Genomic DNA, 15,479 nt, shown 5'->3' with positions numbered 1-15,479 from the left:
TAGATAGTAAAGATATTTCTGTCGTATATACATATTTTGTTACAAGTTTTACTTCTTAAATTTGGTAATACTAAGACAGATATTCCCTGCTTAACGGCAGGGGCTTTTGTTAGCTAACGAGAAAGAATAAGATAGACCGTCTTTATGAACGGGATCTTTTCTTGTAAATGGTACATGGCGGCAGGAAGGAGGCTGTTTATGGATAAGAAAGTCACAGAAATTGTAGAAGCATTTGCGCAGCCAATCGTTGAAGAGTTAAATCTTGAACTTGTAGATGTAGAGTATGTGCAAGAAGGACAAGACTGGTTCTTACGCGTATTCATCGATTCTGAAAAGGGAGTCGAAATTGAAGAATGCGGTGCGGTAAGTGAACGTTTAAGCGAAGCTTTAGATAAAGAGGATCCAATTCCTCATCTTTACTTTTTGGATGTATCATCTCCTGGAGCGGAACGTCCATTAAAGAAAGAGAAAGACTTCCAGCAAGCGGTAGGAAAACAAGTGGCAATTAAAACATATAAGCCGATTGATGGTGAGAAGATGTTTGAAGGAAAGCTACTTTCCTACGACGGTAATACAATTACACTACTATTAACAATTAAAACACGTAAAAAAGAAATCCAAATTCCAATGGATAAAGTTGCAAATGCGCGACTTGCTGTTACGTTTTAGTAAGAAGGGGGATCTTCATGAGCACTGAGTTGTTAGATGCTTTGCTCGTATTAGAGTCAGAAAAAGGTATTAGCAAAGATATTATTATTGATGCGATTGAAGCAGCATTAATCTCTGCTTATAAACGCAATTTTAACCAAGCACAAAACGTTCGTGTGAGCTTTAACCCAGAAGTGGGAACAATTCAAGTTTTAGCACGTAAGGACGTTGTAGATAATGTGTTTGATCCACGTCTTGAAATCTCTGTAGAAGAGGCAAGACAAATTAATCCAAACTACCAAGATGGTGACGTACTAGAAATTGAAGTAACGCCAAAAGATTTTGGTCGTATTGCAGCGCAAACTGCAAAACAAGTTGTAACACAACGAGTTCGTGAGGCGGAACGTGGTGTAATTTATTCAGAATTTAGTGATCGTGAAGAAGACATTATGGTTGGTATTGTACAGCGCCAAGATGCTCGTTTCATCTATGTAAGCTTAGGTAAAGTAGAAGCTTTATTACCTGTAAGTGAGCAAATGCCAAATGAGCAATATAAACCACATGATCGTATTCGCGTATTTATTACAAAAGTAGAAAAGACAACAAAAGGACCACAAATTTACGTATCACGTACACATCCTGGTCTTTTAAAACGTTTATTCGAAATGGAAGTTCCAGAAATTTATGATGGAACTGTAGAAATTCGCTCTGTAGCACGTGAAGCAGGCGACCGTTCTAAAATTTCTGTATATGCAGAGAATATCGATGTTGATCCAGTAGGTTCTTGTGTAGGACCGAAAGGACAACGTGTACAACGCGTTGTAGATGAACTAAAAGGTGAAAAGATTGACATCGTTCGCTGGTCGAATGACCCAGTTGAATATGTTGCAAATGCTTTAAGTCCATCACAGGTTGTTAAAGTACTTGTAGATGAAGCAGAGAAAGCAACAACTGTTGTTGTTCCAGACCACCAGCTTTCATTAGCTATTGGTAAGCGTGGACAAAATGCGCGTCTTGCAGCTAAATTAACAGGCTGGAAAATTGATATTAAAAGTGAGTCTGATGCGAAACAACTTGGTATTGTGACAGAAGAAGATAGCGTAATCGCATTCGGATTCGATTCAGCTGAAGACGAAATCGAATAGAGGTGATGAGTATGAGCAATCGAAAAGTTCCGTTACGAAAATGTATTGCGACGCAAGAGATGAAATCAAAACGAGAGCTAGTTCGCATTGTTCGTTCCAAAGAGGGCGAAGTGTCTATTGATTTATCAGGAAAAAAATCAGGACGAGGTGCATATTTATCAAAAGATAAAGAAAGCATTATTCAAGCCCAAAAGAAAAACATTTTGGAACATCATCTAAAAGCGAAAATCGACAGTTCTCTGTACGAAGAGCTTCTTGAGCTTGTTGAGAAGGAGTCGAAATAAGTGTCTGATTGGAAATCATTTTTAGGACTAGCAAACCGCGCTCGAAAACTTATTTCGGGTGAAGAACTCGTTTTAAAAGAAGTACGAAGTGGCAAAGCAAAGCTAGTATTGCTTTCTGAAGATGCGTCAGCGAACACTACAAAACGTATCATTGATAAAACCACGTACTACAACATACCAATGAGAAAAGTCGAAAATCGACAACAATTAGGGCATGCGATTGGGAGAGACGAGCGAGTCGTTGTAGCTGTTTTAGATGAAGGCTTTGCGAAAAAGCTACGTAGCATGCTCGATACAAATTACCGGGGGTGAAGGTATGAGTAAAATTCGAGTACATGAATATGCAAAAAAAAATAATATCTCAAGTAAAGATCTTATGACAAAACTAAAAGAGATGAATATCGAGGTTTCGAATCATATGACAATGTTAGAAGATGAAGTAGTAAACAAATTAGATAATCAATATAGCGCTGGAGCGGAAAAACCTTCTGTTGCAGATGAGTTTGAAGTAGAAGAGAAAGTTGTTCGCAGTAAAAAGAACAGCAATAAGAATAAGAAAAAAGGCAAAGCAAATGAAGATAAACGTCAAGATAACTTTGCTGGAAGACAACAAACACCAATAGTAGAAACACCAGATAAAATCACTTTCTCTGGAAGCCTTACAGTAGGTGACCTTGCTAAAAAGTTAAGCAAAGAGCCATCTGAAATTATTAAAAAGCTCTTCATGCTAGGAATTATGGCAACAATTAACCAAGACTTAGATAAAGATACAATTGAGTTAATTGCAACTGATTACGGTATTGAAGTAGAAGAAGAAGTAGTTGTAAGTGAAACTGAATTTGAAACATTCATCGATGAGCAAGATGATGAAGAAAACTTAAAAGAACGTCCAGCTGTTGTTACAATTATGGGACACGTTGACCATGGTAAAACAACATTGCTTGACTCTATCCGTAATTCAAAAGTAACTGCTGGCGAAGCTGGTGGAATTACTCAGCATATCGGTGCATACCAAGTTGATGTAAATGATAAGAAAATTACGTTCTTAGATACACCAGGTCACGCGGCATTTACAACAATGCGTGCTCGTGGTGCACAAGTAACAGATATTACAATTCTTGTTGTTGCAGCTGATGACGGTGTTATGCCACAAACAGTTGAAGCGATTAGCCATGCGAAAGCAGCTGGAGTACCAATTATTGTTGCTGTGAATAAAATGGATAAACCAGCGGCAAATCCTGATCGTGTAATGCAAGAATTAACAGAATATGAATTAGTTCCAGAAGCTTGGGGCGGAGACACGATTTTCGTACCAATTTCTGCGATTCAAGGCGAGGGAATTGACAACTTACTAGAAATGATCCTTCTTGTGAGTGAAGTAGAAGAATATAAAGCAAATCCAAATCGCTATGCAGCTGGTACTGTAATTGAAGCACAGCTTGATAAAGGTAAAGGAACTATCGCGACATTACTTGTTCAAAACGGTACACTTCGAGTTGGAGATCCAATTGTTGTTGGAACATCATTCGGTCGTGTTCGTGCAATGGTAAGTGATATTGGTCGTCGTGTAAAAGTTGCTGGTCCGTCAACTCCTGTTGAAATTACAGGTTTAAATGAAGTGCCACAAGCGGGAGATCGTTTCATGGCATTCGCTGATGAGAAGAAAGCTCGTCAAATCGGTGAATCACGTGCACAAGAAGCGTTAGTTGCACAACGTGGTGAGAAATCTAAATTCAGCCTGGAAGATTTATTCCAACAAATCCAAGAGGGCGATGTAAAAGAAATTAACTTAATTGTGAAAGCAGACGTACAAGGTTCTGTAGAAGCAATGGCAGCATCACTTCGTAAAATTGATGTTGAAGGCGTAAAAGTAAAAATTATCCATACAGGCGTAGGTGCGATTACAGAATCTGATATTATTTTAGCTTCTGCATCTAATGCAATTGTAATTGGATTTAACGTACGCCCAGATGTGAATGCGAAGCGTACAGCTGAATTAGAGAAAGTTGATGTTCGTTTACACCGTATTATCTATAAAGTAATCGAAGAAATTGAATCAGCAATGCAAGGTATGCTGGATCCAGAATTCGAAGAAAAAGTAATCGGTCAAGCGGAAGTTCGTCAAACATTCAAAGTAACAAAAGTTGGAACAATCGCAGGTTGTTACGTAATAGACGGTAAAATTACACGTGATAGTGGCGTTCGTATTATCCGTGATGGCGTAGTAGTCTTCGAAGGAAAACTTGATACGTTAAAACGTTTCAAAGACGACGTAAAAGAAGTTGCACAAAACTATGAGTGTGGTATTACAATTGAGAGATATAATGATCTTAAAGAAGGGGACATCATTGAAGCATACGTTATGGAAGAAGTGAAGCGATGATTATCGCTTCACTCTCATTCGAGTGTATGATTTACGATGTGCATTCTTTAAAAGAGAAACGAGCAATTTTGCAACGTGTGTTAACTCGTGTGAAACAGCGCTATAATGTAGCTGTTTCTGAAGTTGGGCATCAAGATGTATGGCAACGTACAGAAATTGCAATTGTTTCCGTATCCTCAAATCGTGTTGTCTGTGAAAAAGAAATGAATCGTGTACTTGAGTATATCGATTCATTTCCTGAAATTGAACGTACGATAACACATTTGGAATGGTATTGAATGAGGTGAAGAGTTATGAAATTACGTGCGAACCGTGTGGGCGAGCAAATGAAAAAAGAATTAGGCGACATTATCAGTCGTAAAATTAAAGACCCACGTATTGGATTTGTTACAGTAACAGATGTACAAGTGAGTGGAGATTTACAAATTGCTAAAGTATACATTTCTGTTTTAGGTGACGAAGAACAGAAAGAAAATACATTAAAAGGTTTAGCGAAGGCAAAAGGCTTTATTCGTTCAGAAATTGGCCAACGTATTCGTCTTCGTAAAACACCAGAAATTACCTTTGAGTTTGATGAGTCTATCGGATATGGTCATCGAATTGATACACTTTTACATCAAATTAATAAAGACGGTAAACGTGAAGAATAATGGATAGACATTTGTCTATCCATTTTTTCAATGTAAAATAAGTTTTGCATAATTGCAATTACTACAAAAGAATAATGATGAGGTGAGTATATGGAAGGTGTAGTATTATTACATAAGCCAAAGGGAATGACATCACATGATTGTGTGTTCAAATTAAGAAAGATATTGCGTGAGAAACGAATTGGTCATACAGGGACACTGGATCCAGATGTAACAGGAGTATTACCTATTTGCGTTGGGCGTGCAACAAAAATTGCGCAATTTTTAACAAGTGAAACAAAAACATACGAAGGTGAAGTGACATTAGGATTTTCAACAACAACAGAAGATGCTTCTGGTGAAGTTGTGGAGAAACAAGATGTAAATCGTGTCATTACACGTAAAGAAGTAGAAGAGGTACTAGCGGAATTAACAGGGACAATTGAACAAATGCCGCCGATGTTCTCAGCTGTAAAAGTTAACGGAAAAAAACTATACGAATATGCAAGGGCAGGACAAGAAGTTGAACGTCCAGTTCGTACAATTACAATTCATGAATTTGTATTACTTGATGAACGTGAAGTTTTTGAAGGGGAAAATATTTCATTTCGTTTCCGTGTAACGTGTAGTAAAGGAACATATGTAAGAACACTAGCAGTAATGATAGGTGAAAAACTTGGATTTCCATCACATATGTCTCACCTTGTAAGAACAGCATCTGGTGAATTTTTACTAGAAGATTGCATATCATTTGAAGAAATTGAAGAAAACGTGCAAAATGGAACAGTAGAGTCTATTTTCATCTCAATTGATGAGGCGCTAAGTAAGTTTCCAAAAATGGTTGTAGATGAAAAGCAAGCTGAAAAAATAAAGAACGGTATGTTCTTAAACAATGAATTAGAAACAACAGCACCATTTATTACAGTATTTGATAAAAATGATCGTTGCTTAGCAATTTATGAGCATCACCCAAAACACCCTGGAATGCTAAAGCCAATGAAAGTACTTGTGAATAATCAAGAACTAAAGCTATAATGAATTATTGGAAGGATTATTACAGAAAAAGGTGAATTCAAGCGTGAAACTTATTCATTTAACTCATCCACATGAACAAAATAAAATAGAATTACCACCTACTGTAATGGCATTAGGATATTTTGATGGCATTCATTTAGGACATCAACGTGTGATTCGAACAGCGAAAAGAATAGCGGATGAAAGAGGATGTAAAAGTGCTGTCATGACGTTCCATCCACACCCATCTGTTGTATTAGGAAAAAAAGAAGCGCATGTGGAGTATATTACACCGATGCGCCTTAAAGAAGAAATCATCGCAAGTTTAGGAATTGATATCTTATATGTGGTGAAATTCGATGAGCCATTTGCTGGATTATTACCACAGCAGTTTGTCGATGAGTATATTATTGGTTTAAATGTAAAGCATGTAGTAGCAGGCTTTGATTATTCATATGGACGTTTAGGAAAAGGGAAGATGGAGACTTTACCATTTCATGCAAGAGGGGAGTTTACACAGACCGTGATCGAAAAAGTTGAATATCAAGAAGAAAAGGTAAGTTCTACTTCATTACGAAAGTTAATTCGAAACGGTGAAATGGAACAAATTCCATCTATTTTAGGGAGAGCTTACACGGTAGAAGGAACAGTTGTACACGGTGATAAGCGTGGACGTCAAATTGGTTTCCCAACTGCAAATGTAGGTTTAAGTGATGAATATTTGTTGCCACCTGTAGGTGTATATGCGGTAAGATTGAAGGTTCATGATGAATGGCATGATGGTGTATGTAATATCGGATATAAACCAACTTTCAAAGAGAATGAGCGTCAATTATCTATTGAAGTGCATCTATTTGAATTTAATAAAGACATATACGATCAAAGTGTTACAGTGGAATGGCACATGCGTATAAGAGAAGAAAAAAAGTTTAATGGAATTGATGAGTTAGTTGCTCAAATCGCTCAAGATAAAAAGGTTGCCCAAGAATATTTTGCGAGCGTAAAGAATATACTTGCTTTTTCAAATGAAAAGTAGTATTCTATGTTATGTACTTTATGACAACCATTACTTGGCATTGCGACTCACCGATGCTTGCTAGGTAACTGGGGGTTTAATTAATAGGAGGTGAAATAGGATGGCTTTAACACAAGAGCGTAAAAATGAAATCATTGCACAATTTAGAACTCATGAGACTGATACTGGTTCTCCAGAGGTTCAAATTGCTGTCCTAACGGAGCAAATTAACACTCTAAACGAGCACTTACGTACTCACAAGAAGGATCATCATTCACGTCGTGGTCTATTAAAGATGGTTGGTAAGCGTCGTAACTTACTTACTTACCTTCGTAATAGCGATATCACACGTTACCGTGAATTAATCACAAAGCTTGGCTTACGTCGATAGTCAAAGAAGCGGGAATATTCCCGCTTTTTTGTTAGGTAAAAATATATCTTCTACTCTTTATAGCTTACTTAATTTTCGGCAATACTAGAGGAAAGAATATTATGATATACTATCCATTTACATAGAAGAATTGAATATTTTAAATTGAGAGGGGTACTTAAATGAGTCAGGAAAAGCAAGTCTTCTCGATAGATTTAGCTGGTCGTCAGCTAACAATTGAAACAAGTCAGCTTGCAAAACAAGCAAACGGAGCAGTATTAGTAAGATACGGCGACACAGCAGTTCTATCTACAGCAACTGCATCAAAAGAGCCAAAAAATGTAGATTTCTTCCCGCTTACAGTAAACTATGAAGAGCGTTTATATGCAGTTGGAAAAATCCCAGGCGGTTTTATTAAGCGTGAAGGCCGTCCAAGTGAAAAAGCAATTTTAGCAAGTCGTTTAATTGACCGTCCAATCCGTCCACTTTTCGCAGATGGTTTCCGTAATGAAGTACAAGTTGTCAGCATCGTAATGAGTGTTGATCAAGACTGTTCTTCTGAAATGGCAGCTATGCTTGGTTCTTCATTAGCATTATCTATTTCAGATATTCCATTTGAAGGTCCAATCGCAGGTGCGACAGTTGGTCGTATTAATGGCGAGTTCGTTATTAATCCAACAGTAGAACAGCAAGAACAAAGTGATATGCACCTTGTTGTAGCTGGTACGAAAGATGCAATTAACATGGTTGAAGCAGGAGCGGATCAAGTACCTGAAGAAACAATGTTAGAAGCAATTATGTTTGGACACGATGAAATTAAACGTCTAATTGCATTCCAAGAAGAGATTGTACAAGCTGTCGGTAAAGAGAAAACAGCAGTGAAACTTTATGAAGTGGATGCTGATTTGAACCAAGCTGTACGTGAAATGGCTGAGACAGATATGCATTCTGCAATTCAAGTGCACGAAAAACATGCACGTGAAGATGCAATTAGCGTAGTGAAAAAGCGTGTAATTGAGCATTACGAAGCTGAGGAAGCTGATGCTGATACATTAGGACAAGTAAGTGAGATTTTATATAAAATTGTAAAAGAAGAAGTACGTCGTCTTATTACAGTTGAAAAAATCCGCCCAGATGGTCGTAAAGGTGACGAAATTCGTCCTTTAGCATCAGAGGTTGGCATTTTATCTCGTACACATGGTTCTGGTCTATTCACACGTGGACAAACGCAAGCATTAAGTATTTGTACATTAGGTGCATTAGGCGATGTGCAAATTTTAGATGGTCTAGGTGTAGAAGAGTCAAAACGCTTTATGCACCATTATAATTTCCCTTCATTTAGTGTTGGTGAAACAAGACCAATGCGTGGACCAGGTCGTCGTGAAATTGGTCACGGAGCACTAGGAGAACGTGCTCTTGAACCTGTACTTCCATCTGAAAAGGATTTCCCATATACAGTTCGTCTTGTATCTGAAGTATTAGAGTCAAATGGTTCTACTTCACAAGCAAGTATTTGCGGTAGTACATTAGCGATGATGGATGCGGGTGTACCACTTAAAGCACCAGTTGCTGGTATTGCAATGGGTCTAGTGAAATCTGGTGAGCATTACACAATTTTAACAGATATTCAAGGAATGGAAGACCATTTAGGTGATATGGACTTTAAAGTAGCAGGTACTGCAAAAGGTGTAACTGCACTACAAATGGACATTAAAATCGATGGTTTATCTCGTGAGATTTTAGAAGAAGCATTACAACAAGCGAAAGTTGGTCGTATGCACATTCTAAATCACATGTTATCTGTTATCGCTGAACCTCGCATTGAGTTATCTGCGTATGCTCCGAAGATTATTACAATGGCAATTAACCCAGATAAAATTCGTGATGTTATTGGACCAAGTGGTAAACAAATCAATAAAATCATTGAAGAAACTGGCGTTAAAATTGACATCGAGCAAGATGGTACAGTATTCATTTCATCAATTAATCAAGAGATGAATGAAAAAGCGAAGAAAATTATCGAAGATATCGTTCGCGAAGTACAAGTAGGCGAAATCTACTTAGGAAAAGTTAAACGCGTTGAAAAATTCGGTGCGTTCGTTGAATTATTTAGCGGTAAAGATGGACTTGTTCACATTTCTGAACTTGCACTTGAGCGTGTAGGTAAGGTAGAAGACGTTGTGAAAATCGGTGATGAGATTTCAGTTAAAGTTATCGAGATTGACAAACAAGGTCGTGTAAACTTATCTAGAAAAGTATTGCTAAAAGAAGAGCAAGAAAAAGAGGCAGCTAAAGAAGAAGCAGCTAAAGAAGAAAACGCACAAGAGCAACAATAAGTGAAAGCCAGTTTAGCTGGCTTTTTTTGTTATGTAAAAAATGTGATTCATTTAGATTTTTATGTGAGTATAGGTATAGTTTTCATCATAACGCTCAAATTAACAAAGATAAGAAGAAAATGGTTTCTTTTTTATAGTTAATGGGAGGGTTTATATGAAAGCTCGTATATTAGCGTACATATTTATATTTTCTTTATATATGGGTTGTGGCTCTTATTCCGTTTTTGCGCAGGATAACTTGTATGAAGAGATTCAAGAGCATGTAAAACAGTACGAGATTATGCCGCAAAATGCGATGATTGATAAGATTTGGAAGGCGACGCCTGGGTATAATGGAAAACAAGTGGATATAGAAGCGTCCTATAATAATATGAAGAAAATCAAGAAGTTTGATCAAAAACAACTTGAATTTAAGGAAGTATCACCGAGTGTTCACTTAGAAGATTTACCACCAGCTCCCATTTATCGAGGACATCCAAATAAAAAGATGGTGGGATTAACAATTAATGTGGCCTGGGGTAATGAGTATTTGCCACGTATATTAGAGATATTGAAAAAACATGATGTGAAGGCGACTTTCTTTTTAGAAGGACGCTGGGTGAAAGAAAACTTACGATTTGCCAAAATGATTGTCGATGCAAATCAAGAAGTAGGAAATCATTCTTACACACACCCTAATATGAAAACGCTGTCTACAGATGAAATACGAGATCAATTACAAAAAACGAATCGAATGATAGAAGCAGCTACAAATCAGAAAGTGAGATGGTTTGCTCCGCCAAGTGGAAGCTTTCGGGATGAGGTAGTAAAAATAGCGGATGATTTCCAAATGGGGACGATTATGTGGACTGTAGATACAATTGATTGGAAGCGGCCAGAACCGGGTGTGCTATTGCAGAGAGTAATGCGAAAAATACATCCAGGTGCTATTGTGCTAATGCATCCTACTTCATCTACAACAGAAGCGCTAGATACTATGATTAAAAATTTAAAGGAACAAGGATATAAAGTGGGGAATATTACAGAATTACTAGATGAAAAACGTGTGGATTAAATACATTTGCATGACATTCATCTCTAAACTTGTTATCATTAAATAATAGCAATTATTTAGAGAAACTGGCATTAGGAGGAAAGTTTTTGATTAAAAAATATACGTGTAAAAATGGTGTAAGAATTGTTATGGAGAATATACCAACTGTACGCTCGGTTGCGATTGGTATATGGATCCACGCAGGTTCAAGAAATGAAAATGAAAAAAATAATGGGGTTTCGCACTTTTTGGAACATATGTTCTTTAAAGGGACAGAAACGCGAAGTGCAAGAGAGATTGCAGAATCATTTGATAGCATTGGTGGACAAGTAAACGCTTTTACTTCAAAAGAATATACATGTTACTATGCGAAAGTGCTAGATGAGCATGCTAAATATGCATTAGATGTTTTAGCAGATATGTTCTTTAATTCAACATTTGATGAGGAAGAACTGAAAAAAGAGAAGAATGTTGTATGTGAAGAAATAAAAATGTACGAAGATGCGCCAGATGATATTGTGCATGATATGTTAACGAAAGCAACATATGAAACGCATCCGCTTGGATATCCTATTTTAGGAACAGAAGAAACGCTTGAAACATTTACAGGTGATACGTTACGTCAATATATGAAAGATCATTACACACCTGAAAATGTTGTTGTATCAATTGCAGGGAATATTGATGAAGCATTTTTACAAACTGTAGAGCAATATTTCGGTAGTTACGAAGGGACAACAAATCGTGAACAAGTACATAGCCCAATCTTCCATTTCAATAAAGTAGCACGTAAGAAGGAAACAGAACAAGCTCATTTATGTTTAGGATATAAAGGCTTGCAAATGGGACACGAAGATATTTATAACTTAATTGTATTAAATAATGTTTTAGGCGGTAGTATGAGTAGCCGTTTATTCCAAGAAGTACGTGAGCAACGCGGGTTAGCGTACTCAGTATTCTCTTATCACTCTTCTTATGAAGATACAGGAATGTTAACACTTTACGGTGGAACAGGTAGTAAACAATTAGATACACTGTATGAAACAATGCAAGAAACGTTAAATACGTTGAAAAATACAGGTATTACAGAAAAAGAGCTTGTTAACAGTAAAGAACAATTAAAAGGAAACTTAATGTTAAGTTTAGAAAGTACGAATAGTCGTATGAGCCGTAATGGTAAAAACGAATTGCTTCTTCGTAAACATCGTTCTCTTGATGAGATTATTGAAAGTGTAAACACTGTAACAAAGCAAAATGTAGACGAGTTAATTCGCAATATGTTTACCGATGAATTCTCTGCGGCACTTATTAGTCCAGATGGAAAACTGCCAAAAGGAATGAAACTTTAATCGATCTTGTAATTCATTCGCTTTCGGAAATAACCGTATCTCTTTTATATGAGATACGGTTATTTTTTTTATATATGCAGAATAAGTACTTATTATAGGATAACCTTCATAAAAAGTAGGATAGGGGGAGATTTAATGCGTTTAAGTGAATTAAGTGGCAAAGAGATTGTGGATTTAGAAAGAGCAGAAAAAATGGGAGTTTTAGGTCATGCAGATTTAGAAATTGATGAGAGAGATGGAAAAATACAAGCGCTTATTATACCTGCTGGGAAATGGGGAGGTTTTAAAAGAGAACAGCAAGAAGTGAGAGTAGAATGGAGCAAAATAAAGAAGGTTGGAAATGATATGATACTTTGCGATCTTACGAACCATTCAAGATCATAGTGAAAGATGACCATTTTGGTTGTCTTTTTTTTATCTTTATATAAAGAAGATAAATCACGTGTGCTTTTTGTTTTTCAATCACCTCAAACTCGTACATTACATATGATGTGGAGGAAAAAGAAAAAGTAGGCATTTTTCTTATAAATGAAAGAAAAAGAAGGTGAATTAGGGAATGTTGACTGAGATGCATATTGCTGTCATAGGAGGAGATGCACGGCAGCTAGAAGTAATTCGCAAGCTAGTCGAACTGGACGCGAAACTTTCATTAATAGGGTTTGAACAGTTAGATCATGGCTTCACAGGGGCAGCAAAGGAAAGTATACAAGATTTAAATTTCACTTCTTTAGATGCAATTATTTTGCCGGTTGCAGGGACGAATGCCAGAGGAGAAGTAGATACTATTTTTTCAAATGAGAAAGTTTCCATAACGAAAGAACAAATTGAAAAGACGCCAGAAAACTTCACTATATATTCAGGTATTGGTACACCTTACTTGGAAAATCTCGTAGCTACTACAAATCGCAAACTTGTAAAATTATTTGATCGTGATGATGTTGCAATCTATAACTCTATTCCGACCGTAGAAGGTACACTAATGATGGTTATTCAACATACTGATTACACAATTCATGGATCGAATGTAATGGTTTTAGGATTTGGTAGAACTGGTATGAGTGTTGCAAGAGCCTTTCAATCATTAGGAGCACATGTCAAAGTTGGAGCGAGACGTTCGGAACATATTGCTCGTATTACAGAAATGATGTTTTCTCCTTTTCATATGCAAGACATAGAGAAAGAAGTAGGTAATATCGATATTGTTATTAATACAATTCCGCATCTTGTTGTGACAGCGAATGTTCTTTCAAAAATGCCAGCTCATACGCTAGTTATTGATTTAGCTTCTAAGCCAGGTGGCACGGATTTTCGCTATGCGGAGAAGCGTGGAGTGAAGGCACTATTAGCACCTGGTCTTCCTGGGATTGTTGCACCGAAAACAGCAGGACAAATATTAGCGAATGTTCTTTCTCAGTTATTAATAGCAGATGCAATCGCAAAGGAGGATGATGAGAAATGAGTTTGAAGGGAAAACGAATTGGTTTCGGATTTACAGGGTCACATTGTACGTATGAAGAAGTTATGCCACATTTAGAGAAGTTAATTGCAGAAGGTGCAGAAGTACGTCCCGTTGTTTCTTATACTGTCCAATCAACAAATACTAGATTTGGCGAAGGGGAAGAATGGATTAAAAAGATCGAAGAAATAACCGGTTTTAAGGCAATTAATTCAATCGTTGGCGCAGAGCCACTAGGACCGAAAATTCCACTAGATTGCATGGTGATTGCACCACTAACAGGGAATTCGATGAGTAAATTTGCAAATGCAATGACAGACTCTCCAGTATTAATGGCAGCAAAAGCGACGCTTAGAAATGGGAAGCCTGTCGTATTGGCTGTTTCGACGAATGATGCTTTAGGGCTTAATGGAGTAAATCTCATGCGCCTAATGGCTACAAAAGACATCTACTTCGTACCATTTGGCCAAGATGCACCAGAGAAAAAACCGAACTCAATGGTAGCTCGTATGGAGTTACTTGAAGATACAGTATTGGAAGCGCTACAAGGAAAACAATTACAACCTGTTGTTGTAGAAAAATTCAGATATATGAATTAAAAAACGAAAAAAACGTACAATTTTTGTTGAAACCATCATTCTTACTGTAGAATATGATAAAATTAACGTTATTAAGATTAGAGGGGGCATTGTAAGCTCCTTCTAATTCTAAGTTATAGAAGGATTGGTATCTAGAAAGGGGCATAGTGATGGAAAAGCAAAAAACTTTTCATGTCGCTGTAGTTGGAGCAACCGGCGCAGTTGGTGAACAAATGTTAAATACTTTAGAGAAACGAGAATTTCCAATTGGGAAGTTAACGTTACTTTCATCTAAACGATCTGCAGGTAAGAAACTTGTATTTAAAGGCGAAGAATTTACAGTTCAAGAGGCAACTCCTGAAAGTTTTGAAGGAGTAGATATTGCACTATTTAGTGCAGGTGGATCTGTATCGAAACAATTAGCGCCAGAAGCAGCAAAGCGCGGTGCAATTGTTGTTGATAATACAAGTGCATTCCGTATGACAGAAAACGTGCCACTTGTTGTACCTGAAGTAAATGAAAATGATTTAAAAGAACATAATGGTATTATTGCAAATCCAAACTGTTCTACAATTCAAATGGTAGTAGCTCTTGAACCAGTTCGCCAGCAATATGGTTTAAAACGAGTAATCGTTTCCACATATCAAGCTGTATCAGGTGCTGGTGCGGCAGCTATTGAAGAACTTCATGAACAATCACAAGCAATCTTAAATGGCGAAGAAGTAAAGGCGAATGTTTTACCTGTATCAGGTGACGAAAAGCATTTCCAAATCGCTTTTAATGCTATTCCACAGATTGATAAATTCCAAGATAATGGATTTACATTCGAAGAAATGAAAATGATTAATGAAACGAAAAAAATTATGCATATGCCTGAATTAGAAGTAGCTGCGACATGTGTACGTTTACCAGTTGTATCGGGGCATTCCGAGTCTGTGTACATTGAAGTAGATAAAGAAGGCGTAACAGTAGAAGAAATGAAAAACTTACTTGCAAATGCAGAAGGTATTGTACTGCAAGATAATCCAGCAGAGCAGTTATATCCAATGCCAGCTACTGCAGTAGGTAAAAATGAAGTATTCGTTGGAAGAATCCGTAAAGATTTAAATAATGATAAAGGATTCCACCTTTGGGTCGTATCTGATAACTTATTAAAAGGCGCTGCATGGAATTCTGTTCAAATTGCAGAGCGCTTAGTAAAATTACAATTAGTGTAAACGGCTAAGAGAAGGTGCAAAA

At 37.0% G+C, this 15,479-nt stretch carries 17 protein-coding genes; all 17 read left to right on the top strand.

The window, feature by feature from the left end:
• The first annotated feature begins 198 nt into the window (after nt 1-198).
• The 17 genes from rimP (at nt 199) to asd (ending at nt 15,457) form a co-directional block, all read left to right on the top strand.
• On the top strand, nt 199-669 hold the full coding sequence (gene rimP, locus MR066_RS08895) for a ribosome maturation factor RimP (RefSeq protein WP_002088165.1): 471 nt from the start codon (nt 199-201) through the stop codon (nt 667-669).
• Nucleotides 670-686: 17 nt separating this feature from the next.
• Nucleotides 687-1,793 carry a transcription termination factor NusA gene (nusA, locus tag MR066_RS08890; protein WP_002014554.1) on the top strand — a complete coding sequence of 369 codons (1,107 nt, stop codon included), beginning with the start codon at nt 687-689 and terminating at the stop codon, nt 1,791-1,793.
• 11 nt (nt 1,794-1,804) lie between these two features.
• On the top strand, nt 1,805-2,077 hold the full coding sequence (gene rnpM, locus MR066_RS08885; protein ID WP_002088161.1) for an RNase P modulator RnpM: 273 nt from the start codon (nt 1,805-1,807) through the stop codon (nt 2,075-2,077).
• Nucleotides 2,078-2,389, top strand: coding sequence for a YlxQ family RNA-binding protein (locus MR066_RS08880; protein WP_002033679.1), 312 nt, complete (start codon nt 2,078-2,080; stop codon nt 2,387-2,389). It abuts the gene before it with no gap.
• Between the two features lie 4 nt (nt 2,390-2,393).
• A complete protein-coding gene (infB, locus tag MR066_RS08875) occupies nt 2,394-4,460 on the top strand; it encodes a translation initiation factor IF-2 (RefSeq protein WP_002014558.1) in 2,067 nt (688 codons plus the stop codon).
• A complete protein-coding gene (locus tag MR066_RS08870; protein WP_002088157.1) occupies nt 4,457-4,738 on the top strand; it encodes a DUF503 domain-containing protein in 282 nt (93 codons plus the stop codon). The genes infB and MR066_RS08870 overlap by 4 nt, the downstream gene beginning before the upstream one ends.
• A gap of 15 nt (nt 4,739-4,753) precedes the next feature.
• The gene (gene rbfA / locus MR066_RS08865) at nt 4,754-5,110 is read left to right on the top strand and encodes a 30S ribosome-binding factor RbfA (RefSeq protein WP_061674410.1); all 357 of its coding nucleotides are present in this window, start codon (nt 4,754-4,756) and stop codon (nt 5,108-5,110) included.
• A gap of 90 nt (nt 5,111-5,200) precedes the next feature.
• Nucleotides 5,201-6,124, top strand: a complete 924-nt coding sequence (gene truB / locus MR066_RS08860; RefSeq protein WP_002014562.1) for a tRNA pseudouridine(55) synthase TruB — start codon at nt 5,201-5,203, stop codon at nt 6,122-6,124.
• Nucleotides 6,125-6,167: 43 nt separating this feature from the next.
• A complete protein-coding gene (ribF, locus tag MR066_RS08855; RefSeq protein ID WP_061674409.1) occupies nt 6,168-7,139 on the top strand; it encodes a bifunctional riboflavin kinase/FAD synthetase in 972 nt (323 codons plus the stop codon).
• Between the two features lie 100 nt (nt 7,140-7,239).
• On the top strand, nt 7,240-7,509 hold the full coding sequence (gene rpsO, locus MR066_RS08850; RefSeq protein ID WP_001229392.1) for a 30S ribosomal protein S15: 270 nt from the start codon (nt 7,240-7,242) through the stop codon (nt 7,507-7,509).
• Nucleotides 7,510-7,670: 161 nt separating this feature from the next.
• Nucleotides 7,671-9,824 carry a polyribonucleotide nucleotidyltransferase gene (pnp, locus tag MR066_RS08845; protein WP_002033682.1) on the top strand — a complete coding sequence of 718 codons (2,154 nt, stop codon included), beginning with the start codon at nt 7,671-7,673 and terminating at the stop codon, nt 9,822-9,824.
• Between the two features lie 154 nt (nt 9,825-9,978).
• Nucleotides 9,979-10,878 (top strand): polysaccharide deacetylase family protein, encoded by a 900-nt coding sequence (locus MR066_RS08840; protein WP_242246879.1) that lies wholly within the window; start codon nt 9,979-9,981, stop codon nt 10,876-10,878.
• Between the two features lie 86 nt (nt 10,879-10,964).
• Nucleotides 10,965-12,206, top strand: a complete 1,242-nt coding sequence (locus MR066_RS08835) for a M16 family metallopeptidase (RefSeq protein WP_002088150.1) — start codon at nt 10,965-10,967, stop codon at nt 12,204-12,206.
• A 135-nt stretch (nt 12,207-12,341) separates the two neighbouring features.
• Complete coding sequence (locus tag MR066_RS08830) at nt 12,342-12,590, top strand: YlmC/YmxH family sporulation protein (RefSeq protein ID WP_002014571.1); 249 nt, start codon at nt 12,342-12,344, stop codon at nt 12,588-12,590.
• Between the two features lie 172 nt (nt 12,591-12,762).
• The gene (gene dpaA, locus MR066_RS08825) at nt 12,763-13,665 is read left to right on the top strand and encodes a dipicolinic acid synthetase subunit A (RefSeq protein ID WP_002088148.1); all 903 of its coding nucleotides are present in this window, start codon (nt 12,763-12,765) and stop codon (nt 13,663-13,665) included.
• Nucleotides 13,662-14,261 (top strand): dipicolinate synthase subunit B, encoded by a 600-nt coding sequence (gene dpaB, locus MR066_RS08820; RefSeq protein ID WP_002111357.1) that lies wholly within the window; start codon nt 13,662-13,664, stop codon nt 14,259-14,261. Before dpaA ends, dpaB begins: the two co-directional genes overlap by 4 nt.
• A 149-nt stretch (nt 14,262-14,410) precedes the next feature.
• A complete protein-coding gene (gene asd / locus MR066_RS08815) occupies nt 14,411-15,457 on the top strand; it encodes an aspartate-semialdehyde dehydrogenase (protein WP_002014577.1) in 1,047 nt (348 codons plus the stop codon).
• Nucleotides 15,458-15,479: the final 22 nt, after the last annotated feature.

Source organism: Bacillus cereus group sp. BfR-BA-01523, assembly GCF_022662615.1.
GTDB classification, from domain to species: domain Bacteria; phylum Bacillota; class Bacilli; order Bacillales; family Bacillaceae_G; genus Bacillus_A; species Bacillus_A mycoides.
The sequence above is the reverse complement of the archived record's forward strand: the minus strand, read 5'-3'. Positions and strand labels throughout refer to the sequence as shown.